The following is a 21,221-nucleotide window of genomic DNA, read 5'->3' as shown; positions in this document are numbered from 1 at the left end:
CCCGCAGAAGCGGTAGGGCTCGCACCTGTTGACTTCCGGGAAAGATCCGGGTTGGCGGACGGCGCCGGCTGGTTCGGCAGGCATCGGAGGCACTCCGCCCGGGTTACCCGGAGGAAGGGTGCAGGGGCACGCCCTGCTGGGTGTAGTGTCAACGCACGGAACCCCCTGGTTCCTCATAGGGAGCAACGATGATCCAGACCTGCCCACATTCGGTCCCACCGAGGCCCTCGACCGCGTCCGCACCGGGAACACGGGATACGGCGACGGCGGCCCCCGCCGGACCCGGGAGGGCGTGAACCATGACGGAACTGCGCCTTGGTGTCCTCTCCCTCTCCAGCAAGCCGGACGAACGACGGCTTCCTCTCCACCCTCACCACTTCGAACGCATCGACGCCGCGATCCGCGGGCGGATGCGCGTTGAGCAGGGCTACGGTGCCCAGTTCGGCCTCTCCGACGCGCAGTTGGAGCCGCTGGTCGGGCCCCTGCTGAGGCGCGAGGAGATCATCGCCTCCTCCGACGTCGTCCTGCTCCCCAAACCGCAGGCGTCCGACCTCGCCTCCCTGGCCGACGGCCAGGTGCTCTGGGGATGGCCCCACTGCGTCCAGGATCGTGAGATCACCCAGCTGGCCATCGACAAGCGGCTCACGCTGATTGCCTTCGAGGCGATGAACCACTGGACGGAGGACGGCGGGTTCTCCCTCCACGTCTTCCACAAGAACAACGAACTGGCGGGCTACTGCTCGGTCCTTCATGCGCTGCAGCTCTCCGGCCTCACCGGGGACTACGGCCGCAGGCTCACCGCGGCCGTCATCGGCTTCGGTGCAACCGCCCGGGGCGCCGTCACCGCCCTGAACGCCCACGGCGTCAGCGACGTGCAGGTCCTGACAAGCCGCGGCGTGGCGGCCGTCGGGTCACCCATCCACTCGGCACGCATCGCCCAGATCGAAGCCACCGCCGAGGACCCGCAGCTGAGCGAAGTCCTGACTGAGGAAGGCCGCGTGCCCCTGGCCCCCTACCTGGCCCGTCATGACCTGGTGGTGAACTGCACCCTGCAGAACCCCAACGCGCCGCAGATGTACCTCAAGGAAGCCGACCTTCCCCTGTTCTCCAGTGGCAGCCTCATCATCGATGTCTCCTGTGACCGGGGCATGGGCTTCAGCTGGGCCCGGCCCACCTCGTTCGCCGAACCGGTATTCGAGGTCGGGGACCACGTCCGCTACTACGCCGTCGACCACACCCCGTCCTACCTGTGGGACTCGGCCACCTGGGAGATCAGCGAGGCGCTGCTGCCGTTCCTCGGCCCGGTTCTGGAGGGGCCGGAGGCCTGGAATGCCAACGAGACGCTGAGGCGCGCCATCGAAATCCGGGATGGCGCGGTAGTGAACCCGGCCATCCTCGACTTCCAGGGCCGCGGTGCGCAGTATCCGCACCAGGTCCTCGCGGGACGTGGCTGACCAGGGGCCGGAACCCACACCGGGTCAGCAGGACAGGCCTATCGGCTGGTGGCTCAAGGAGGCCGACCGGCAGCTCGACAGCGCCTTCGAACGTGCCCTTGAGGGCCAGGGAAGCGACCGGCGGTCCTGGCAGGTGCTGGCCTCCCTGACACGGCGGCCGGAGAGCCGCGCCGGCCTGGTGGACCTGCTGAGCCCCTTCGATCCGCCGACTGTCGTCGCGGGCGTCGTCGCCGACCTGACGGAGCGCGGCCTGGTTGAGGAAACCGCCGGCCTGCTACGCCTGACGGAGGCAGGCAGGCACGTGCACGAGGCACTCAGCGTGCCCGTCGCCGACGTGCGGCGGCGGGTCGGCGAGTTGCTGCCCGGTGAGGACTACTCCACCCTGCTGCGCCTTCTGGGCAGGCTCACCGAGGGCCTGGCAGGGAAGTCCGGCTGAGCCGGCCGCCAAGGCGCGGCTAGACCTCAAAGTGGGTTTTCGGCGTCGATTTTCCGGTGGAGGCCACGATGGCGGTGGCGATGTCGCGCAGCTTCATGTTCCGGGTGTTCGAGGCCGACTGGAGGATTCCGAACGCCTCATCCTGGCTGCAGCGGTTCTGGCCCATGATAATTCCGACGGCGAGGTCGATGGTGGTCCGTGCTTCCATCGCGGCCTTGAGGTCATTCGCGGATTCGGTCAGCCGGGCGATCCGCACAGCGAGCCGCAGGGCCTTCGACGCCTCGTCCGCGAAGGTCTCGGCCGCGGCGACGGCATCGTCGTCGAACGCGTCGACGTGGTTCGAATAAAGGTTCAGCCCCGCGTTTGCGTCGCCCTCAAGCAGGATCGGGACTCCGAGGATCGAGCGGATGCCGTGCTCGGCGATGGCATCCCGGTACTCGGGGAACCGGGTGTCCCTGGTGATGTCCGGGACGTGGACGAGCTTCTCCTCCCTGGCGGCGCGCAGGCACGGGCCATCCCCGAAGTTGTACTGGATCTCGTCCATGTTCCGGGCGTGCTCGCTGCTGCTGGCCACGGTGCCCGTCCGCTTCGGACGCAGCAGGGTCACACCGCAAAGCATCTCGCCGTGCCGTCCCTCCAGGGTTGCGGCCGCGAGCTTCACCAGTTCGGTCAGGAACTCCTCGACATCGGTGCTGTCGAGCACCATGTCCTGGAGGAGGGTACCCACCTGCAGGGTGGGCGAATCGCCCTTGTCCTCAGCCATGCCCTTGCCTCCGCTTGTCCGCACTGATCAGCCGCCCTCTAACGACGCCCGGCTCCGGTCCGGGCAATAGCCCCACAATAGACCGCCTCGCTCAGCGAGCGACAGGCCCCACCCCTCAAGAAACCATTTTGTCGGCGATGGCGCGGATTCCGACCAACGTCTCCTCGAATGACGTGGTCAGCGGGGACAAGCCCAGGCGGATGCCGGAGGGGTTCCGGTAGTCGGGGATGATCCCCTGCTCCCAAAGGCCGGGCACCATGGTGGCGAACGCCGGATGGTCGATGGTGATATGGCCGCCGCGCTCACCCGGTGCGCGCGGCGAGGCCACCACTACACCGGCCGGCCCCAGGAGGGCGTCGACGGCCTCGATGGCGAAACCGGTCAGGGCCACCGACTTCTCCCGCACCGCCCCGACCCCGGCCTTCTCCAGCACATCCAGCATGTCGCGCAGGGCGAGCATGCCGAGGATCGGCGGAGTGCCGGACACAATCCTGCGGATGCCCGGCGCCGGCTCATATGACCCGCCCATGGCGAACGGATCGGCGCTGCCGAGCCAGCCCTGGATGGGCTGCTCGAAGGAATCGAGGTGCCGTTCGGCGACGTACGCCCAGGCGGGGGCGCCCGGACCTCCGTTGAGGTATTTGTAGCTGCAGCCGGCGGCGTAGTCGACATTCCAGGCATCGAGTTCAAGGGGCACCGAGCCCACCGAGTGGCTCAGGTCCCACAGGACCAGGGCGCCTGCGTCGTGCACCACCGAGGTGACGCCGGGAACGTCGGCGGCGTGGGCGGACCGGTACGCCACGTGGCTCAGGACCACGAGGGCGGTCGAGGGCCCGACGACGCCGGCAACGGCCTCGGCGCTCGCCCCGCCGTCGTAGGGAACGTCGAGCCACCGCACGGTAAGGCCGCGCTCGCGGGCGATGGCCTCCATCAGGAACCGGTCGGTGGGGAAATTGTCACGGTCGATCACAATCTCGGTGCGGCCCGGCCGGGCCGAGACCGCGGCGCGCGCCAGTTTGTACAGCAGGACGCTGGTGGAGTCGGCGACGATGCACTGCCCCGGCGCTGCGCCGAGGACGATGCTCCCCAGCCGGTCACCGATCCGTTCGGGCAGCTCGAGCCAGCCCTCATCCCAGCCGCGGATCAGGCGGGACCCCCACTGGTGCCGGACGAATTCGGCAAGGCTTTGTTCGGTCGCCGCGAGGGGGCGGCCCAGGGAGTTTCCGTCAAGATAGGCGGCAATGCCGTCGGCGTCGTCGATGATGAACAGGTCACGGTACCCGGCAAGCGGGTCCTCGTCGTCGAGTTCGCGGGCGCGCTGCAGGAGCGGATCGTCAACCATGGGCCCAGTCTAAGGCGACGCCGGGCCCACTGCCTGCCCAGTGACCCATCCGGTGAAGGACGGCCGCTTCGCGCCGGGCGCCCAGCCGGTGACCTCGGTGCGCCGGACGGACCCGTCGAGTGGCTCCCCGGGACGGACGGCGACGGCGAGCGTGCCCGGGAGCAGCGCCGGCGACAGGAAGTCCACGCCCCACGACAGCGCCTCCGGCGCCGCCGGCTCCGCCATTTCCACCATGCGGGCGGCAAGGTACACCCCGTGCGCGATGGCACGCTTCATCCCCAGCAACCGTGCCGAGGGCGCGCTCAGGTGGATCGGATTCCAGTCCCCGGACACGGCCGCGTAGGCCCGGCCGGTGTCGGAGGCCAGGTGCCACTGTGCAGTGGGCACCGGCGGGATGAAGGCGTCCCCGCTCCCCGGCAGGGCAGAGTCCCTCCTGTCGCCATCGACCTCCGGGCCTCCCCCCGTGGACCCCTCCGGGGAGGGCGCCGGATCAGCTTCCCGGCCGCCGGGGGTCCGGACGCCGCGGGCAAGGTAGACCGAGCGGCCCGTCCAGATGCGCTGCCCGTCCACGGACACCTCGGTGACGAGGTCCACCGAGGTTCCGGACCGGTGCGGAGTCAGGTTCTCGGCGTAGGCCACCGACTCGAACTCCTCCCCCACGCGCAGCGCCCGGGTCTGCACCACCGTGTTGCTCAGATGGACCATACCCAGCATCGGGAGCGGGAAGTCCGGGCGGGCCATGACGCTCATGGCCACCGGGAAGGCCAGGGTGTGGACGTGGGCCGAGGGGACGGCGTCGCGTGCCGCCTGCCCGACGAGATGCTGGAAGGCGGTGAGCCGCTCCCGGTCCACAGGGCCGCCGGAGGCACGGTGGCGGATCTCCGGCAGCGCCGTCGCGGGCCTGCGGCGGCCGGCCCGGCGCAGCACGGCGCCGAGTGCCGCCTGGCGGTACAGGCCCGCCAGCGCCGGCATGGCCGGCAGGAGGACCTCGTTCATGCTCCCACCAGGTTCTGTCCGCAGACCCGGAGAACCTGGCCGTTGATGCCGCCCGCCGGCCCGGACGCGAGGAACGCGATGGTCTCGGCGACGTCCACCGGCTGCCCGCCCTGCTGCAGGCTGCTGAGCCTGCGGGCCGCCTCACGGGTGAGCATCGGCATCTTCGCGGTCATATCGGTCTCGATGAACCCGGGGGCGACGGCGTTGATGGTGCGTCCGGGCCCAGCGAACGCGGCCGCGGTGGCGCGGACCATGCCGATCACCCCGGCCTTGGAGGCGGCGTAGTTGCTCTGTCCGCGGTTTCCCGCGATGCCGCTGGTTGAGGCGAGGCTGATGATCCGGCCCCCGGGCGAGAACACCGGGGAGGCAAGCAGTTCGTCGTTGATGTGCAGCTGCGAGGAGATATTGACCGCGATGACCGCGCTCCACCGTGCCGGATCCATATTGGCAAGAAGCTTGTCCCGGGTGATGCCCGCGTTGTGCACGAAGATGTCGAGGGTGCCGTGGCGCTCCTTCACGTGGCTCAGGATCCGGGCGGCAGCGTCGGGAGCGGTGATGTCGACCTGGAGTGCCGTTCCCCCGACCCGGTTGGCGACCTCCGCAAGCTTCTCACCTGCCGCGGGCACGTCAACGACGACGACCGTCGCCCCGTCCCGGTGCAGGACCTCGGCGATCTTGGCCCCGATGCCCCGCGCGGCGCCGGTCACCACGGCGGTCCGGCCGGCCAGCGGAGCATCAGAGTCGGCCGGCTCCTCCGGCGCGGGCACGGCGGAGACCCGCAGGAACTGGCCGTCGACGTAGGCGCTGCGCCCGGAGAGCAGGAACCGCAGGGCCCCCAGGGCACCGGGGCTGTCAGCCGCCGCCCCGTCCAAAAGCACGATCCCGTTGGCGGTGGCACCGGCCCGCAGTTCCTTGGCGACCGAACGCACGGCGCCGTCCACGCCCTGGCGGGCGGCGGCGGTGGCGGGGTCCCCGGTCTCCTCCGCCGGCCGGGCGACCGAAACGATCCTCCCGCCGGGCAGCAGGGCGCGGACGGCCGGGCCGAGCTCGAGCAGGGGCGCACCCAGGTCCTCCGGACGCGACACCGCATCGAGGGCCACGACCACCGCTCCGAGCTTCTCCCCCGGGCGCAGGTGCCGGCGGACGTCCTGGTCCCAGCCGAGCAGGGCCTCCGCGAGGGTGTCGGCGCCGGGGCTGCTACCCAGGACCAGCACCGGGCCGGGGACGAGCGGGTCGCCGGGGGTGTAGCGGCGCAGCACCGCCGGGCGTGGCAGCCCCAGCGTCTTGGCCAGCTTGCCCGGCAGCGGCGTGTTGACGAGGCCGAGATAGGTATCCGCCACCTCAGCGCGCCTCGAGGATGGCAACAACGCCCTGCCCGCCGGCGGCGCATACGGAGATCAGGCCGCGGCCCGAGCCCTTCTCCGCCAGCGCCTTGGCCAGGGAGGCCACGATCCGCCCGCCGGTGGCGGCGAAGGGGTGGCCGGCGGCCAGCGAGGAGCCGTTGACGTTGAGCTTGCTCCTGTCGATCTTGCCGAGTGCGCCGTCGAGGCCCAACCGGGTCTGGCAGAACTCCTCGCTCTCCCACGCGGCGATGGAACTGAGGACCGTGGAGGCGAAGGCCTCATGGATCTCGAAGAAGTCGAAGTCGTCGAAGTGCAGACCGTTGCGCTGGAGCAGCCGCGGCATCGCATAGACGGGGGCCATCAGCAGGCCCTCCTGGCCGTTGACGAAGTCCACGGCGGCGGCTTCGGCGTCGACGACGTTCGCGAGCATCGGCAGGTTGTTCGCCCGCGCGTAGTCCTCCGAGCCGAGCAGGACGACGGCGGCGCCGTCGGTCAGCGGCGTGGAGTTGCCCGCCGTCATGGTGGCCGGCGTGTCGAGCCCGGCGCCGAACACTGGCTTCAGCTTCGCCAGCTTCTCCAGCGAGGTGTCGGCGCGCAGGTTCGCGTCCCGGGTGAGCCCGCGGTAGGGGGTCATCAGGTCTTCGAAGAACCCGCGCTCGTAGGCCGCGGCGAGGTTGGCATGACTGCGGTAGGCCAGTTCGTCCTGGGCCTCGCGGGTGATGCCCCAGGCCGCGGTGGTCAGCGCCTGGTGTTCGCCCATCGAGAGCCCCGTTCGGGGTTCACCGGTGGTTGGGGCGTTCGGTGCCAGGTCCCGGGGGCGCAGCCTGCTGACCGCGGCGAGCTTCTGCTTGGGCGTACGGGCCCGTGAGAGGTCGAGAAGCACCCGGCGCAGGCCCTCACTGACCACGATGGGCGCGTCGGAGGCCGAATCGACGCCGCCGGCGATGCCGGAGTCGATCTGGCCCAGCTTGATCTTGTTGGCGAGGCCCACAACGGTCTCCAGCCCTGTGGCGCAGGCCTGCTGGAGGTCGTACGCCGGGGTGTGCGCGGAGAGGGCGGAACCCAGCACCGCCTCGCGGGTGAGGTTGAAGTCCCGTGAATGCTTGAGGACGGCGCCTGCTGCCACCTCGCCGATGCGTTCGCCCTGGAGGCCGAACCGTGCGACGAGGCCGTCGAGGGCCGCAATGAGCATGTCCTTGTTCGACGAATGGGCGTAGGCCCCGCCCGAGCGCGCAAACGGAATGCGGTTGCCGCCGATGACGACGGCGTTGCGGACGGTGGTGGTGCCCGCGCCTGCTCCTGGCTGGTTCGACATGAGGGATCTCCTGGTGGTGGTGGTGGATTACCGATACCCAGCGTACCTGATACGCTGAGTATCATGAACACTTCGTCAACGGTTTCCGCCGTGCCCGCCGGAACGGGGGCGGTGCCCGACGGCCGGTCAAGCCGATGGGAGGAACACCGTGCCGAGCGCCGGCGCGCGCTGATCAGCACCGCCCGCCGCGCCGTCGACACCCTCGGCCACGGCGCCTCCATGGAGGACATCGCGGCGGCGGCCGACACCTCGAAGTCCGTGTACTACCGCTACTTCGGTGACAAGACCGGCCTTCAGCAGGCCATGGCCGAGGTCGTCACGGGCCAGATGCAGCAGAAGATCCTTGCGGCGGCACGGCAGGCCCAGACGCCCCGCGAGGGCCTGCGCGCCATGATCTACGTCTACCTGCAGATGGCACAGACCTCACCGAACGTGTACGCGTTCGTCACACGGGTCGGCCCGGCCGACCTGGCCGCGGGCCCGGCCGATGAGGCCCGGCCCGCCGACCCCCTGACCCACTTCCTCGAGGCCGTCACCGAGATGCTGGCCCGCCCCATGCGGGCCTACCTGCGGTCCTCGCCCCACCTGAGCGGCCCCGCCGACCCCCGGCTCGCGTACTGGCCGCGGGCCGCCATCGGCATGGTCCGCTCCGCGGGTGAGCTATGGCTCGCGACGCCCGCCGGCCCAGGCAAGCCCGGCGTGGAGCAGCTCGCCGACCAGTTGACCGACTGGCTCTTCGAAGGCATCAGCCACCAGGTGCCCACCGGGCAACCGTCCCGCCCGGCACCGGACTCCACCACCTCCTCCCCTGCAAAGGACAACTCATGACGCAGACAGCAGCCGCCCCCCGGCGCGAGGTTCCCGCAGCGGGCACCATCACCGACAACGACGCGGCCGTTCTCGACCCCGCTGTGCTCGGGGAACTGCTCCTCGGCAAGTGGGCCTCGGTGCGCCGGACCGCCCGGGAGCTCGCAGGGCGCCCCGAAGTGCACAAGATCGAAGGACTCACCTCGGCCGAGCACCGCAGCCGCTGCTTCGACCAGCTCCATTACCTGGTGAAGAACCAGGCGGTGCACAGGGCCTTCCCGACCTCGCTCGGGGGGCACGACGACCACGGCGGCAACGTCGCTGGGTTCGAGGAACTGGTGGTCGCCGATCCCTCCCTGCAGATCAAGGCGGGCGTCCAGTGGGGCCTGTTCGGTGCTGCGGTGCTCCACCTGGGCACCGAGGAGCACCACGAGGCGTGGCTGCCCGGCATCATGAACATGGACATCCCGGGCTGCTTCGCCATGACGGAGACCGGGCACGGCTCGGATGTGGCAAGCATCGCCACGACCGCCGTCTACTCCCCCGAGGATGAATCCTTCGCACTGAACACCCCCTTCCGGGCGGCCTGGAAGGACTACATCGGCAATGCCGCCGTCGACGGCCGAGCCGCCGTGGTCTTCGCCCAGCTCATCACCCGGGGCGTCAACCACGGGGTGCATGCCTTCTACGTCGAACTGCGCGACGCCGACGGCGCCTTCCTGCCCGGCATCGGCGGCGAGGACGACGGCCTCAAGGGCGGCCTGAACGGCATCGACAACGGCCGGCTCCACTTCGAGGACGTCCGGGTGCCCCGGACGCACCTGCTGAACCGGTACGGCAGCGTCGCCCCCGACGGCACCTACAGCTCCCCCATCGCCTCGCCGGGCCGCCGCTTCTTCACCATGCTCGGCACGCTCGTCCAGGGCCGCGTGTCCCTCGACGGCGCGGCCGTCGCAGTGAGCAAGATTGCGTTGAAGACCGCCATCACCTACGCCTCCGAGCGGCGCCAGTTCAACGCGTCCTCGGACCTCTCCGAAGAGGTCATCCTCGATTACCAGCGCCACCAGCGGCGCCTCCTGCCGCGGCTGGCCGCCACCTATGCGGCGTCCTTCGCGCACGAGGAACTGCTTGAGAAGTTCGACGGCGTGTTCTCGGGAACCTCCGATACCGACGCCGACCGCCAGGACCTCGAGACCCTCGCCGCGGCCTACAAGCCGCTGTCCACGTGGCTGGCCCTGGATACGCTGCAGGAGTGCCGGGAGGCCTGCGGCGGCGCCGGGTTCCTCACGGAAAACCGTTTCACGTCGCTCCGGGCGGACATGGATGTCTACGCCACCTTCGAAGGTGACAACAACGTCCTGCTCCAGCTCGTCGCCAAGCGCCTGCTGATGGACTATGCCCGCGAGTTCAAGGGCATGGACTTCGGCGTCCTCGCCCGTTACGCGGTCTCCCAGGCCGCGGGGCGGACGGTTCACCGCTCCGGGCTCCGCCGTGTGGTGCAGACCGTCGTGGACACCGGGTCCGAGAAGAAGTCGGCGATCGCCCTGCGGGACGAGGCAACCCAGCACGGGCTGCTGTCGGACCGGGTCGGCACCATGGTGGCAGAGCTCGCCGGCGCCCTGCGGGGGGCCGGGGCGATGCCGCAGGACAAGGCTGCTGCCCTGTTCAACGAACACCAGCACGAACTGATCGAAACGGCCCGGGCGCACGCTGAGCTGCTGCAGTGGGAGGCGTTCACGGCGGCGCTGCACCGGGTCGAGGAGCCCGGGACCCGGCAGGTCCTGACCTGGCTGCGCGACCTGTTCGGGCTGTGCCTGCTGGAGCGGAACCTCGCCTGGTACCTGATGAACGGCCGGCTTTCCTCGCAGCGGGCCCGGACCCTCACGCCCTACATCAACCGGCTGCTCGCCAAGCTCCGCCCGCACGCCCTCGACCTGGTCGAGGCCTTCGGCTATGGGCCCGAGCACCTCCGCGCCGCGATCGCCACCGGAACGGAGAAGCGGCGCCAGGACGAGGCCGCCGCGCACGCCCGGGCGGTGCGGGCAAGCAGCGGCTCCCCGATCGAGGAGAAGACCCTGCTGGCCCGGCAGGCGGAACAGACCAAGGCGCGGCGCAAGAGCGCACCGCGCAAGGCACGGCAGGTGCCCGAGAAGTCATCAGCCTGACCGGCCGGTCTCCAATCCGGCGATGATCCGAGACCGGGAACTGGCGGTCCCGATCCGCCCGCCCGGCGGGCGGATCGGGGCTCCCGGGTTCACAGCACGCTGCGGTACACCTCGAGGGTTGCCTCGGCGATGGAGTCCCACGCGAAGTGCTGCTCGGCGCGGGTCCGGCCGGCCTCGCCCATGCGGCGGGCCTTCGCCGGATCGGAAAGCATCGCTGTGAGTGCGGCGGCGAAGTCCGAGACGAACCGTTCGGGATCGAGGGGGGTGCCCGTGCCGTCGGAGACCTGTTCGAGCGGTACGAGGGTTCCGGTCACGCCGTCCTCGACCACCTCGGGGATCCCGCCGGTGGCGCTGGCCACCACGGCCGCTCCGCAGGCCATCGCCTCGAGGTTGACGATGCCCAGCGGCTCGTAGATGGACGGGCACGCGAACACCGTCGCGTGGCTCAGGACCTGGACCACTTCGCGCCTCGGCAGCATCCGCTCGATGAGCACCACCGAGCCGCGCCGGTCCCGGAGCTCGTTGATCAGCTTCTCGGTCTCCGCGGCGAGCTCGGGGGTGTCGGCCGCACCGAGGACCAGGACCAGCTGCACGTCCGCAGGCAGCTGTGCGGCCGCCCGGAGCAGGTAGGGCACGCCCTTCTGGCGGGTGTTGCGCCCTACGAAGACAACGCTGGGACGGTCCGGGTCGATGCCGAGGGCCCGCACGGCGTCGTCGTCCTCGTCGCGCACCCACTCGGAGACGTCGATGCCGTTGTGCACCACATGCACCTTCGCCGGGTCGACGGCGGGGTAGCTGCGCAGGATGTCGTCGCGCATTCCCGCCGACACGGCGATCACCGCCGCGGCGGCCTCGTATGAGGTCTTCTCCGCCCAGGAGGACAGCGCGTAGCCTCCCGCGAGCTGCTCCGCCTTCCACGGCCGCAGCGGCTCAAGGCTGTGGGCGCTGAGCACGTGCGGGATGCCGTGGAGCAGGGAGGCAAGGTGCCCGGCCATATTCGCGTACCAGGTGTGGGAATGGACGAGGTCGGCGCCGCCGATGTTTCCGAGCATCTCCAGGTCCGTCCCGAGGGTCTGCACGGCTGCGTTCGCTCCGGCCAGCCCCGGGGGCACGCCGTAGGCGCGCACCCGCGCCCCGTGGTAGTCGGAGGGCCGTTCCGCGCCGAAACAGTGGACGTTCAGATCCACCTGCCCGGCCAGCACGCGGCTCAGTTCCGCGACATGGACGCCTGCCCCGCCATAGATTTCTGGGGGGAATTCCTTAGAGACAATATCTACTCGCACTCCCCCAACGTAGTGCAGGAGGCCGCAGTCCTCTAGTGTGAACAGAATTGGACCGACACGTTGGAATACTCAAAGGGGGTTACCCGTGGCACTTAAGAAAGTTCTGGCGGTTGTACTGGCAGGTGGCGAGGGCAAACGCCTGATGCCCCTCACCGCGGACCGGGCCAAGCCGGCCGTGCCGTTCGCCGGAAGCTACCGGCTGATCGACTTCGCCCTCTCGAACCTGGTGAACTCCGGCTACCTGCAGATTGTGGTGCTCACGCAGTACAAGTCGCACAGCCTCGACCGGCACGTCTCCGAGACGTGGCGGATGTCAACCCAGCTCCAGCAGTACATCGCCTCGGTGCCTGCGCAGCAGCGCCGCGGCAAGAGCTGGTTCCTTGGCAGCGCCAACGCGATCTACCAGTCCCTGAACCTCATCCACGACGCCCAGCCCGACATTGTCGTGGTCATCGGCGCCGACCACGTGTACCGCATGGACTTTGAGCAGATGGTCAACGCGCACATCGCCTCGGGGGCCTCCGTCAGCGTCGCCGCCGTGCGCCAGCCCATGAACCTCGTTGACCAGTTCGGCGTCATCGAGGTCGACCAGCAGGACCCGACCCGCATCGCCGCCTTCGTCGAGAAGCCCAAGACCACCCCAGGGCTGCCCGATGACCCCAACAGCTTCCTCGCCTCGATGGGCAACTACGTCTTCACCACCGACGCGCTGCTGAAGGCTCTCGAGGAGGATGCGGCCCGGCTCGACACCAAGCACGACATGGGCGGGGACATCATCCCCCACTTCGTCGACCGCAACGACGCCGCCGTCTACGATTTTACGACGAACCTCATCCCGGGTTCGACCGACCGGGACCGCCAGTACTGGCGCGACGTAGGGACGATGGATTCCTACTACGACGCCAATATGGACCTGATCTCCCCGCTGCCCTTGTTCAATCTGTACAACCTGCAGTGGCCGATCTACACCCGCCAGAGCGTCTCGCCGCCGGCGAAGTTCGTGCGCAGCGCCACCGGCCGCTCCGGAGCTGCCCATGACTCCATCGTCTCGGCAGGCGTCGTCGTCTCCGGCGGCACCGTTCAGGGTTCGATCCTCGCCACCGACGTCTTTGTGGAGGAGAACGCGGAGGTGAGCGATTCGGTGCTGATGGACAAGGTGAGCATCGGCCCCGGCGCCATCGTCCGCCGCGCGATCATCGACAAGAACGTGAAGATCCCGGCCGGGGCACGCATCGGCGTGGACCGTGAGCTCGACCTCAGCCGCGGCTTCGCCGTGACCGAGTCCGGACTGACCATCCTGAGCAAGGGACAGATCGTCCCCGCAGGCTGAGCGGCCGCCCGGGGTGGGTCAGCTGTTCCTGCCCCGGGCCGCCACCGCCCAGCGGTCGACGACCGCGCCGTCCCGGACCACCTGCACCTCGTCCACCAGGTTCACGGGCAGGCAGACGTGGTTGGGGACCACGCGGACGCGGGTGCCGCGGGCCGGCAGGGGTTCTCCGGCGGGCACCTGCACCGTGGCGTGATGTTCCGAGAGGGCAACGATCCGCGCCTCCGGGTGCTCCAGCAGCCTGCCGTAGCCGGTCGCCCAGGCCGCCCGGTCGCTGCCGAGGACCTTGCTGCCGGCATCGAGCAGGAAGCGCCCCGGCTCCCCGGGGGCACGCCGGTGGTGGCTGACCACGGTGGCGGCCACGGTGAGGGCGATGTCGCCGGGGGCGATCGTGCCCAGCTCCCACTGCTGCGCATCGCCGAAGACGTAGACACCCGGGCGCAGCTCGGTGGCGGTTCCTCCTCCCATCAGCGCCGACGGGGTCGACCCGCCGCTCAGCTCGGCAGCAGCGAAGCCCTCGGCGCGGAGCCCGGCGGCCGCTCGAGCCAACGCCGCGTCCTCGTCCCGTGCCGCCGTGACGGGCATTCCCGGGCCGTAGCTGTGGCCCGGAAAGGTGAAGGCGCCGGTGACCTCTAGACCGGCCTCCGCGGCTGCCACGGCCACGCCGGCGGCGTCCCCGGGCGCCACGCCGCTGCGGTGGTGGCCGCTGTCGACCTCAACCCTGACCGCGACCGCGGCGACGGCCGGGCCGAGGCCGCGTGCCAGGGCGGTGGCGCCTTCGACGGAATCCACGCCCACGGTGATCCGCGCCCTTTCCGCGAGCCTACGCAGCCTCTCCCCCTTCGCCGAGTCAACCCACAGCGGGTAGGCGATGAACAGATCCTCAACCCCGGCCCGGGCGAAGACCTCCGCCTCGCCGACCGTGGCCACGGTCAGCCCGACGGCGCCCGCCGCCACCTGGAGCGCGGCGATCTCAGGGATCTTGTGGGTCTTGGCGTGGGGGCGCAGCGCCACCCCGCGGGCCCGCATGGCCGAGGCCATGGCCGTGATGTTCGCCTCCAACCGGCCGGCGTCGATCTGCACGCTCGGAGTGGGTTCGTTCCCGGGAATCGTCGTGTCCATGCTTCGATTCCACCACGACCCGCCGTGCCTGCCGGTGCGCGGCGCGTGATTGAATAACCGGATGCGCAACGAGAACCTGCTCCGTGACGAGGCCGCCGCCCGCTCCCTGCTGATCCGGGTCGAACGCTACGATGTTAGGCTCGACCTGAGCGGCGCCGAGGACCCTTCGGCGGAGGGGTTTCCCAGCGAATCCACCGTGGTGTTCCGCTGCACCACCCCCGGCGCGTCCACCTTCCTCGACTTCATCCACGGCGGCGTCGACGAGGTTCTCCTCAACGGGATGGCCCTCGACCTGGGCGCGGCCGTCGACGGTTCGCGCATCCACCTTCCGGACCTGCTTGAGGCGAACACGGTGACCGTTCGCGGCACCGCACTCTACAGCCGCAGCGGCGAGGGCATGCACCGGTTCGCCGACCCAGCGGACGGCCTTACCTACCTCTACACCCAGTACGAGCCCGCCGACGCCCGCCGGGTCTTCGCCAACTTCGAACAGCCCGACCTGAAGGCAGCCTTCACCTTCACCGTCACGGCCCCGGAGGCCTGGACGGTCGCCTCCAACGCCCCGGCGCTGGGCGCCCCCTCCCCGGTCTCCGCCGGGGCGCTGCGCTGGGAGTTCGCGCCCACGGAGCGCATTTCGACCTACATCACCACGGTGCTCGCCGGCCCCTACCACCACGTCGCCGGATCCTGGACCGGTGCGGACGGCACCGGCTCGCCCGAAATTGCGCTCGGGCTCTACTGCCGCCGGTCGCTGGCGTCCGCGTTCGACGCCGAGGCGATCTTCGACACCACCCGCCGCGGGCTGGACTTCTTCCACCGCCTCTTCGATTACCCCTATCCGTTCGGCAAGTACGACCAGGCCTTCGTCCCCGAGTACAACCTCGGCGCGATGGAGAACCCGGGCCTGGTGACCTTCACGGAGAACTACGTGTTCCGCTCCGCGGCCACGGCCGCCCAGTACGAGGCGCGGGCGAACACCATCCTGCACGAGATGGCGCACATGTGGTTCGGGGACCTCGTCACCATGACCTGGTGGGACGACCTGTGGCTCAAGGAGTCCTTCGCCGACTACATGGGCGCCCTCGGCGTGGCGGAGGCCACCGAGTGGAAGACCTCGTGGGTGAGCTTCGCGAACAAGCGCAAGGCCTGGGCGTACGTGCAGGACCAGCTGCCGACGACCCACCCGATCGTGGCGGACATCCCCAACCTCGAGGCGGCGAAGCAGAACTTCGACGGCATCACCTACGCCAAGGGCGCTTCGGTGCTCAAGCAGCTCGTCGCCTACGTCGGCTTCGACGCCTTCACGGAGGCGGCCCGGAAGTACTTCCGGGCGCACGCCTTCGGCAACACCACCCTCGCGGACCTGCTCGCCGCCCTCAGCGAGGCCTCGGGGCAGGATATGACGGCCTGGGCCCGGCAGTGGCTGCAGACCTCCGGGGTGCCGGCGCTCACCGCGGAGGTTTCCGTCGAGGACGGCGTGTACACCGCCGCGGCGATCCGGCAGGACGCGCTCGACCCCATCACCGGGGTGCCCGAGCCCCGTCCCCACTCCCTCAAGGTCGGCTTCTACAGTTACGACGCCGACGGCTCCCTGGTCCGCACCGAGTCGCACGCCGTCGAGGTCACCGGCGCTTCGGTCCCGCTGGACGGGCTCGTCGGCCGGACCCAGCCGGACCTGCTGCTGGTCAACGACGAGGACCTCACCTACGCCAAGCTGCGTTTCGACCCCCGCTCCCTGGCGACGCTGCTGCGGTCGGTGGACCGGATCGCCGACCCGCTCGCCCGCGCCATCTGCCTCTCCGCCCTGTGGTCCAGCACCCGGGATGCCGATCTGGCCGCCGCCGACTACCTCGGCGCCGTCGAGCTGGCCGCACCGGCCGAACCCGGCGTCGGGGTGCTCCAGGTGCTCCTGCAGAACGCCGGCACCGCCGTCGAACGCTACACGGCACCCGCCGGCCGGGCGGCGCTTCGCGAACGCTATGCACGCTTCCTGGAGCGGGGCCTGCGGGACGCCGCGGAGGGCTCGGACCTCCAGCTCGCGTGGGCGCGGGCACTGGCGGGAGGCGGCCGGACCACCGGCTCGGCGGCGGCCGTGCTGCGCGGCCTGCTCGACGGCGCGGACACCGTGCCGGGGCTGGTCCTGGATGACGAACTGCGCTGGATGTTCCTTGCGGCACTGGCCGCGCAGGGCCTGGCCCCCATCGACGAACTGGAGACCGAGCTGGCCCGCGATAATACGGCGTCGGGCAAGGCAGCGTTCACGCTGGCCTGCTCGGCCGTGCCGGACGCCGCGGTGAAGGACCTCGCCTGGCGCGAGGCGGTCTTCGGGACCCGGCTGTCCAACGAACTGCTCAGCGCCACCATCGAGGGGTTCACCCTCGGCGGGCCGGAGCTGACGGCCCCCTACAACGGACCGTACTTCGAGGCGCTCCGGGAGGTCTGGGAGGCCCGGGGGATCGAGATGGCAACCCGCGTGGTGCGCGGCCTCTATCCCGGCCGCCAGGACCTCCAGGGCCGCCCGGAAGTGCACCCGGTGCTTCTGGCCACAGACAGCTGGCTCGCCGCCAACCAGGATGCGCCGGGGGCCCTCCGGCGCATCCTGGTGGAGGACCGCGACCACCTGCTGCGCTCCCTCACCGCCCAGGCCTACGGCACCCGGTAGAGCCACTCCTCGGTGCCGAACTTCTCCTCGACGAGTTCGCGGCCGCGCCGCAGCTCGTCCTCGCTCAGGCCGGCGTCGACGGCGCTGAAGCGGCGGCGGAAGGTTTCGATCATCACCGCGATGATCTCCTCCCGGGCCAGCCCGGTCTGGCGCCGGAGCGGGTCGACGCGTTTCTTGGCACTCTTCGTGCCCTTGTCGGAAAGCTTTTCCTTGCCGATGCGCAGCACCTCGAGCATCTTGTCGGCGTCGATGTCGTAGCTCATCGTGACGTGGTGCAGCATCCCGCCGTTGGCGAGCCGCTTCTGCGCCGCCCCGCCGATCTTGCCCAGATCGGTGGCGATGTCGTTGAGCGGCTGGTACCAGGCATTGATGCCCAGGGCGGCCAGGGCCTCCATCACCCAGGCATCGAGGAACGGGTACGAATCGGCGAAGCTCATCCCGTCCACGAGCGTCTGCGGGATGTACAGCGAGTAGGTGATGGCGTTGCCGTGCTCCATAAACATGGCACCGCCGCCGCTGATCCTGCGCACGACGCTCACCCCGTGCCGGGCGACGCCGTCGGGATCGACCTCGTTGCGCACCGACTGGAAGCTGCCGATCACGACCGAGGGCGATTCCCACTCCCAGAACCGCAGGGTGGGGTTGCGGCGCCCGTCCCCGACGTCGCGGGTGAGCACTTCGTCCATGGCGACGTGCATGGCGGTGCTCAGCGGCGTCGGCGGGACGATCTCCCACGTGTGGTCCGCGATGCCCGTGGAGTGCCCCAGGGCGCGGCGCACGGCGGTGGCCACGGCCTCCGGGGAGAACCCGAAGAGCTGGGCCGAGGGGTCGAGCCCGGCCCGGACGGCCTCCGCCAGCTCGGACGGGGGCGTGTCGACCGCCAGGCCCTCGAGGGCGGCGTTGATGTCGTCGAGGGCTTCGTCGGGCTCGAGGAAGAAGTCGCCGTTCACCGACACCTGGGCCAGACGTCCGTCCACCACCGCGAGGTCGACGGCGGTCAGTTTGCCCCCCGGCGTCTTGTACTCGCCGTGCCGCCGTCCGCCGCTCGTTTCCTGGCCCTGACCCATCCGGGGTTCCTCCTGCTTGGTTGGCTTAACGCAGTGAAGCCACGGCGTCGTGCGCGCGTGGCTTCACTGTCGAAACTGAGGTGCTGAGAAGAGCCGGGACTACTTCTTGCCGAAACCCTTGAAGCGGGCGTTGAAGCGCTCCACGCGGCCGGCGGAGTCCATGATCCGCTGCTTGCCGGTGTAGAACGGGTGGGACTCCGAGGAGATTTCCACCTCGATCAGCGGGTAGGTGTTTCCGTCTTCCCATTCGATGGTCTTCTTGGACGTGGCCGTCGACTTCGTCAGGAACGACTTGTCGGAGGCGAGGTCGCGGAAAACGACGGCGTGGTACTGGGGGTGGATATCAGACTTCACAGGAATACCTTCTCTGGTTGCCTGGATTTTGCCAGGCACTGGGATTGAAAGCGGAAACGGTCCTTCGGGACCAGCTAGTAATCCTAGCGCAATCCGCCCAGCTGCGCTAAAGCGGGGGCCGTAATGGCCTGGGGCATGCCCCAGTCGGAGAATCCGACCTCCACCGAGCTGAGGATCTCATGTTCGAACCCGCTGATACTCAGGTGCGCCGGGCGCATCAGTTCGTCGAGCTCTATGTCGAGGGTGGCCATCTTGACGCCCTGCAGTTCGGGCCCGGACACCGCCGACAGCCGGGTATAGAGCATGCCGTCCCGTTCGCTGCGCGGTGTCACCAGGAACTCTCCGGAGTCCGCCAACAGGGCGCCGACGGCGGCCGGGTCGGCCGTGGCGGAGGCCGCCTCCACCAGGACCGCGGCGAAGCGCTCCTCCGGCCCGCCCTCGGCGTCGGCCGGTGTTCCTCCCTCCGGCGTGAGCAGGTACCCCTCGCCGCCGCTGACGATAATCTCCACCCCGTGCTCCCCGTTGCGCAGATGCAGGCCGAACTCGGGCGCCGTGCTCAGCACCGAGGTGTGCTCTCCGGCGGGAAGGCCGGTGGCGCGGGTCGACAGGGTCTGCTGCGCTCCGGTGCCGGCGCGCATCGACGCTTCGACGCAGGCACCCGCCTCCGCGGCGGGCAGCCGTTCCGGGAGCGTGCCGGTGAGCAGGGCACCGCAGGCCTTCACCACCTCGGCCGGCAGGGACTGCTGGCTCTGGGTCAGGGACAGCTCGGGGGCCTTCGTCGGCGCCGGCGTGGGCTTCGGGGCCGCGGAAGGTGCCGGTGCGGTGGCCACGGGTGCGGGCGATGGGGTCTTGACCGGCGCGGTCGCCAGGGGGGCGGGGGCGGTCAGCGGAGAGGATTCCGCTGCGTCGATCTGTTCGGCGAGCCGGCCGCATCCGCTCAGCGCGACGGCCGCGCCCAAGAGGAGCGCCGCGGCCACGGGGACGGTCCGTGCGCCGGGAGCCTTGAAGCGGGCCGATGGAGCGGTCACCCTCCCAGTGTTGCATCGGGTATCGGCGCCCGCTACTGCCGTTTTCCCGCGCCTTCCCCGCTAGGGGGTGCGGTAGCGGCACTCCCAGAAGGCGACGGCGGCCGCTGCGGCCACGTTGAGCGAATCCACTCCGGCGTGCATGGGGATCTGAAGCGACAGGTCGGCCTCGGCGAGGGCACCGGCGGAAAGGCCCTCGCCCTCGGTTCCAAGGACCAGCGCCAGCCGCTCGTGTCCGGCCGTTCCGACGTCCTGGACGGGCACCGAATCGGGCCCCAGCGCCAGCGCCCCGACGGTGAACCCCGCCTCCCGGAGGGCCGCGAGCTGCCCTGGCCAGTCCGTGAGGCGGACCCAGGGCACCTGGAAGACGCTGCCCATGCTTACGCGGATGGCACGGCGGTAGAGCGGGTCGGTGCACCGGGGGCTGATGAGGACCGCGTCGATGCCCAGCGCCGCGGCGGACCGGAACAGCGCCCCGAGGTTGGTGTGGTCCACAATGTCCTCGAGCACCGCCACCCTGCGGGCCCCGGCGAGGACCTCGTCGAGGGTCCTCGGGGCCGGGCGGTTCATGGCGGCCAGGGCCCCCCGGTGGAGGTGGAAACCGGTGATCTCCTCGAGCGTGGCCTCGTCGCCGATGAACGCCGGAACCTCCGGGAACCGGTCGAGGACGTCCGAAAGGCCCGGCAGCCACTTCTCGGCGAGGAAGAAGGACCGCGGTGAGTGTCCGGCATCGATGGCGCGCCGCAGCACCTTGGAGCTCTCGGCGATGTACAGGCCGTTGGCGGGCTCAACACGGCGGCGGAGCTGGGTGTCGGTGAGGTTGCGGTAGTCCGTGGTGCGCGGGTCCCCCGGGCCCTCGAGCCGGATCAGGCCCACGCGCCCGCTCCCGGCGGAGCCGTGCGGTGCTGCGCCCCGGCCTCCGGCCTACGCGGTGCGGGCGACAGCACTGTAGCGGCCGTCGGCGCGGCTGACCTTCAGCGGCAGGCCGAACGCCTCGGAGAGATGTTCCTCGGTGAGGACGTCCTCGAGCGGTCCGGCGGCGACGATCCCGCCGTCTCGCATCAGCATCGCGTGGGTGAACCCGGGAGGAACCTCCTCGAGGTGGTGGGTGACCAGCACTGTGGCGGGGGCCTCCTCATCCTGGGCGAGTTCGGTCAGCCGGCGGATGAGGTCCTCACGCCCGGCGAGGTCGAGACCGGCGGCCGGCTCGTCCAGCAGCAGCAGTTCGGGATCTGTCATCAGCGCTCGAGCGATCTGCACCCGCTTGCGTTCGCCTTCGCTGAGCGAGGCGAAGGGGCGGTTCAGGAAGGTCGACATGCCCCAGGTGTGGAGCAGCCGGAAGGCACGGCGCTCGTCGAGCTTCTCGTACTGCTCACGCCAGCGGCCCGTCACACCATAGGAGGCGGTGACAACGACGTTGAGGACCGTTTCGTGCTCGGGGATCTGCGCGGCCAGGGCCGCCGAGGCGAGTCCGATCCGGGGGCGCAGGTCGAAGACGTCGACGGCGCCCATCACTTCGTCGAGGATCCCTGCCACGCCCGTGGTGGGGTGCAGGCGCGCTCCGGCGATCTGGAGGAGTGTCGTTTTTCCGGCTCCGTTGGGGCCCATGATGACCCAGCGTTCGCCCTCCTTGACCTGCCAGTCGACGCTGTTCAGCAGCGTTTTTCCACTCCGAACGAGGCTCACCCCGGCCAATTCAAGAACGTCACTCATAGCACTAGACACTAGGCTAAGACCGGGGTAGTTGGCGAAACCAGCAC

18 protein-coding genes are annotated in these 21,221 nt (G+C 70.1%); 6 read left to right on the top strand and 12 right to left on the bottom strand.

Features of this window, described 5'->3' with window-relative positions; translation table 11 throughout:
* Window positions 1-299: 299 nt before the first annotated feature.
* Both GVV77_RS03590 and GVV77_RS03585 read left to right on the top strand, forming a co-directional pair.
* The gene (locus GVV77_RS03590; protein ID WP_159616441.1) at window positions 300-1,454 is read left to right on the top strand and encodes a N(5)-(carboxyethyl)ornithine synthase; all 1,155 of its coding nucleotides are present in this window, start codon (window positions 300-302) and stop codon (window positions 1,452-1,454) included.
* Window positions 1,447-1,890 (top strand): MarR family winged helix-turn-helix transcriptional regulator, encoded by a 444-nt coding sequence (locus GVV77_RS03585; protein WP_159616439.1) that lies wholly within the window; start codon window positions 1,447-1,449, stop codon window positions 1,888-1,890. Before GVV77_RS03590 ends, GVV77_RS03585 begins: the two co-directional genes overlap by 8 nt.
* A 19-nt stretch (window positions 1,891-1,909) precedes the next feature.
* On the opposite strand, the gene GVV77_RS03580 is transcribed toward GVV77_RS03585, so the two are convergent.
* The 5 genes from GVV77_RS03580 to GVV77_RS03560 all read right to left on the bottom strand — a co-directional run bounded on the left by GVV77_RS03580 (window position 1,910) and on the right by GVV77_RS03560 (window position 7,649).
* Entirely contained in the window at window positions 1,910-2,653 is a 744-nt protein-coding gene (locus tag GVV77_RS03580) for a GAF and ANTAR domain-containing protein (protein ID WP_159616437.1), read from the bottom strand.
* 115 nt (window positions 2,654-2,768) lie between these two features.
* Window positions 2,769-3,995, bottom strand: coding sequence for a kynureninase (locus GVV77_RS03575; RefSeq protein ID WP_159616435.1), 1,227 nt, complete (start codon window positions 3,993-3,995; stop codon window positions 2,769-2,771).
* Between the two features lie 9 nt (window positions 3,996-4,004).
* Window positions 4,005-4,991, bottom strand: a complete 987-nt coding sequence (locus GVV77_RS03570; protein WP_159616433.1) for a MaoC/PaaZ C-terminal domain-containing protein — start codon at window positions 4,989-4,991, stop codon at window positions 4,005-4,007.
* On the bottom strand, window positions 4,988-6,331 hold the full coding sequence (locus GVV77_RS03565) for a 3-oxoacyl-ACP reductase (RefSeq protein WP_159616431.1): 1,344 nt from the start codon (window positions 6,329-6,331) through the stop codon (window positions 4,988-4,990). Before GVV77_RS03565 ends, GVV77_RS03570 begins: the two co-directional genes overlap by 4 nt.
* 1 nt (window position 6,332) lies before the next feature.
* Window positions 6,333-7,649 carry an acetyl-CoA C-acetyltransferase gene (locus tag GVV77_RS03560; RefSeq protein ID WP_159616429.1) on the bottom strand — a complete coding sequence of 439 codons (1,317 nt, stop codon included), beginning with the start codon at window positions 7,647-7,649 and terminating at the stop codon, window positions 6,333-6,335.
* A 63-nt stretch (window positions 7,650-7,712) separates the two neighbouring features.
* Here GVV77_RS03560 and GVV77_RS03555 point away from each other — a divergent pair, with 63 nt between their 5' ends.
* Together GVV77_RS03555 and GVV77_RS03550 are read left to right on the top strand one after the other, a co-directional pair.
* Window positions 7,713-8,477, top strand: a complete 765-nt coding sequence (locus GVV77_RS03555; RefSeq protein WP_159616427.1) for a TetR/AcrR family transcriptional regulator — start codon at window positions 7,713-7,715, stop codon at window positions 8,475-8,477.
* The gene (locus tag GVV77_RS03550) at window positions 8,474-10,621 is read left to right on the top strand and encodes an acyl-CoA dehydrogenase family protein (RefSeq protein WP_159616425.1); all 2,148 of its coding nucleotides are present in this window, start codon (window positions 8,474-8,476) and stop codon (window positions 10,619-10,621) included. Before GVV77_RS03555 ends, GVV77_RS03550 begins: the two co-directional genes overlap by 4 nt.
* 89 nt (window positions 10,622-10,710) lie before the next feature.
* Here the strand turns inward: GVV77_RS03550 and glgA are convergent, their stop codons facing one another.
* The gene (gene glgA / locus GVV77_RS03545; RefSeq protein ID WP_159616423.1) at window positions 10,711-11,904 is read right to left on the bottom strand and encodes a glycogen synthase; all 1,194 of its coding nucleotides are present in this window, start codon (window positions 11,902-11,904) and stop codon (window positions 10,711-10,713) included.
* An 85-nt stretch (window positions 11,905-11,989) separates the two neighbouring features.
* Here glgA and glgC point away from each other — a divergent pair, with 85 nt between their 5' ends.
* Window positions 11,990-13,234 carry a glucose-1-phosphate adenylyltransferase gene (glgC, locus tag GVV77_RS03540; RefSeq protein WP_201291333.1) on the top strand — a complete coding sequence of 415 codons (1,245 nt, stop codon included), beginning with the start codon at window positions 11,990-11,992 and terminating at the stop codon, window positions 13,232-13,234.
* 18 nt (window positions 13,235-13,252) lie between these two features.
* Here the strand turns inward: glgC and GVV77_RS03535 are convergent, their stop codons facing one another.
* Window positions 13,253-14,353, bottom strand: coding sequence for an alanine racemase (locus tag GVV77_RS03535; protein ID WP_159616421.1), 1,101 nt, complete (start codon window positions 14,351-14,353; stop codon window positions 13,253-13,255).
* A gap of 61 nt (window positions 14,354-14,414) precedes the next feature.
* Here GVV77_RS03535 and pepN point away from each other — a divergent pair, with 61 nt between their 5' ends.
* The gene (gene pepN / locus GVV77_RS03530; protein ID WP_159616419.1) at window positions 14,415-17,015 is read left to right on the top strand and encodes an aminopeptidase N; all 2,601 of its coding nucleotides are present in this window, start codon (window positions 14,415-14,417) and stop codon (window positions 17,013-17,015) included.
* On the opposite strand, the gene lplAB is transcribed toward pepN, so the two are convergent.
* The 5 genes from lplAB to GVV77_RS03505 all read right to left on the bottom strand — a co-directional run bounded on the left by lplAB (window position 17,000) and on the right by GVV77_RS03505 (window position 21,174).
* The gene (gene lplAB / locus GVV77_RS03525; RefSeq protein ID WP_159616417.1) at window positions 17,000-18,082 is read right to left on the bottom strand and encodes a lipoate-protein ligase LplAB; all 1,083 of its coding nucleotides are present in this window, start codon (window positions 18,080-18,082) and stop codon (window positions 17,000-17,002) included. The genes pepN and lplAB overlap by 16 nt on opposite strands.
* Before the next feature lie 99 nt (window positions 18,083-18,181).
* Window positions 18,182-18,436, bottom strand: a complete 255-nt coding sequence (locus tag GVV77_RS03520) for a type B 50S ribosomal protein L31 (RefSeq protein ID WP_120168169.1) — start codon at window positions 18,434-18,436, stop codon at window positions 18,182-18,184.
* Window positions 18,437-18,519: 83 nt separating this feature from the next.
* Window positions 18,520-19,464, bottom strand: a complete 945-nt coding sequence (locus GVV77_RS03515; RefSeq protein WP_159616415.1) for a hypothetical protein — start codon at window positions 19,462-19,464, stop codon at window positions 18,520-18,522.
* A gap of 60 nt (window positions 19,465-19,524) precedes the next feature.
* Window positions 19,525-20,337, bottom strand: coding sequence for a TrmH family RNA methyltransferase (locus tag GVV77_RS03510; protein ID WP_159616413.1), 813 nt, complete (start codon window positions 20,335-20,337; stop codon window positions 19,525-19,527).
* Between the two features lie 48 nt (window positions 20,338-20,385).
* Window positions 20,386-21,174: an ABC transporter ATP-binding protein gene (locus GVV77_RS03505; RefSeq protein WP_159616411.1), complete on the bottom strand. Its 789-nt coding sequence runs from the start codon at window positions 21,172-21,174 to the stop codon at window positions 20,386-20,388.
* Window positions 21,175-21,221: the final 47 nt, after the last annotated feature.

This window comes from Arthrobacter zhaoguopingii, assembly GCF_009828605.1.
Taxonomy (GTDB): domain Bacteria; phylum Actinomycetota; class Actinomycetes; order Actinomycetales; family Micrococcaceae; genus Arthrobacter_D; species Arthrobacter_D zhaoguopingii.
This window is presented reverse-complemented; position numbering and strand designations above follow the sequence as displayed.

Bases quoted from the DNA above. Each gene is read 5' to 3' on its own strand.
- GVV77_RS03590 (WP_159616441.1), top strand. From the start codon at position 300: ATGACGGAACTGCGCCTTGGTGTCCTCTCCCTCTCCAGCAAGCCGGAC.
- GVV77_RS03580 (WP_159616437.1), bottom strand. From the start codon at position 2,653: ATGGCTGAGGACAAGGGCGATTCGCCCACCCTGCAGGTGGGTACCCTC.
- GVV77_RS03575 (WP_159616435.1), bottom strand. From the start codon at position 3,995: ATGGTTGACGATCCGCTCCTGCAGCGCGCCCGCGAACTCGACGACGAG.
- GVV77_RS03570 (WP_159616433.1), bottom strand. From the start codon at position 4,991: ATGAACGAGGTCCTCCTGCCGGCCATGCCGGCGCTGGCGGGCCTGTAC.
- GVV77_RS03560 (WP_159616429.1), bottom strand. From the start codon at position 7,649: ATGTCGAACCAGCCAGGAGCAGGCGCGGGCACCACCACCGTCCGCAAC.
- GVV77_RS03555 (WP_159616427.1), top strand. From the start codon at position 7,713: ATGAACACTTCGTCAACGGTTTCCGCCGTGCCCGCCGGAACGGGGGCG.
- GVV77_RS03550 (WP_159616425.1), top strand. From the start codon at position 8,474: ATGACGCAGACAGCAGCCGCCCCCCGGCGCGAGGTTCCCGCAGCGGGC.
- GVV77_RS03535 (WP_159616421.1), bottom strand. From the start codon at position 14,353: ATGGACACGACGATTCCCGGGAACGAACCCACTCCGAGCGTGCAGATC.
- pepN (WP_159616419.1), top strand. From the start codon at position 14,415: ATGCGCAACGAGAACCTGCTCCGTGACGAGGCCGCCGCCCGCTCCCTG.
- lplAB (WP_159616417.1), bottom strand. From the start codon at position 18,082: ATGGGTCAGGGCCAGGAAACGAGCGGCGGACGGCGGCACGGCGAGTAC.
- GVV77_RS03505 (WP_159616411.1), bottom strand. From the start codon at position 21,174: ATGAGTGACGTTCTTGAATTGGCCGGGGTGAGCCTCGTTCGGAGTGGA.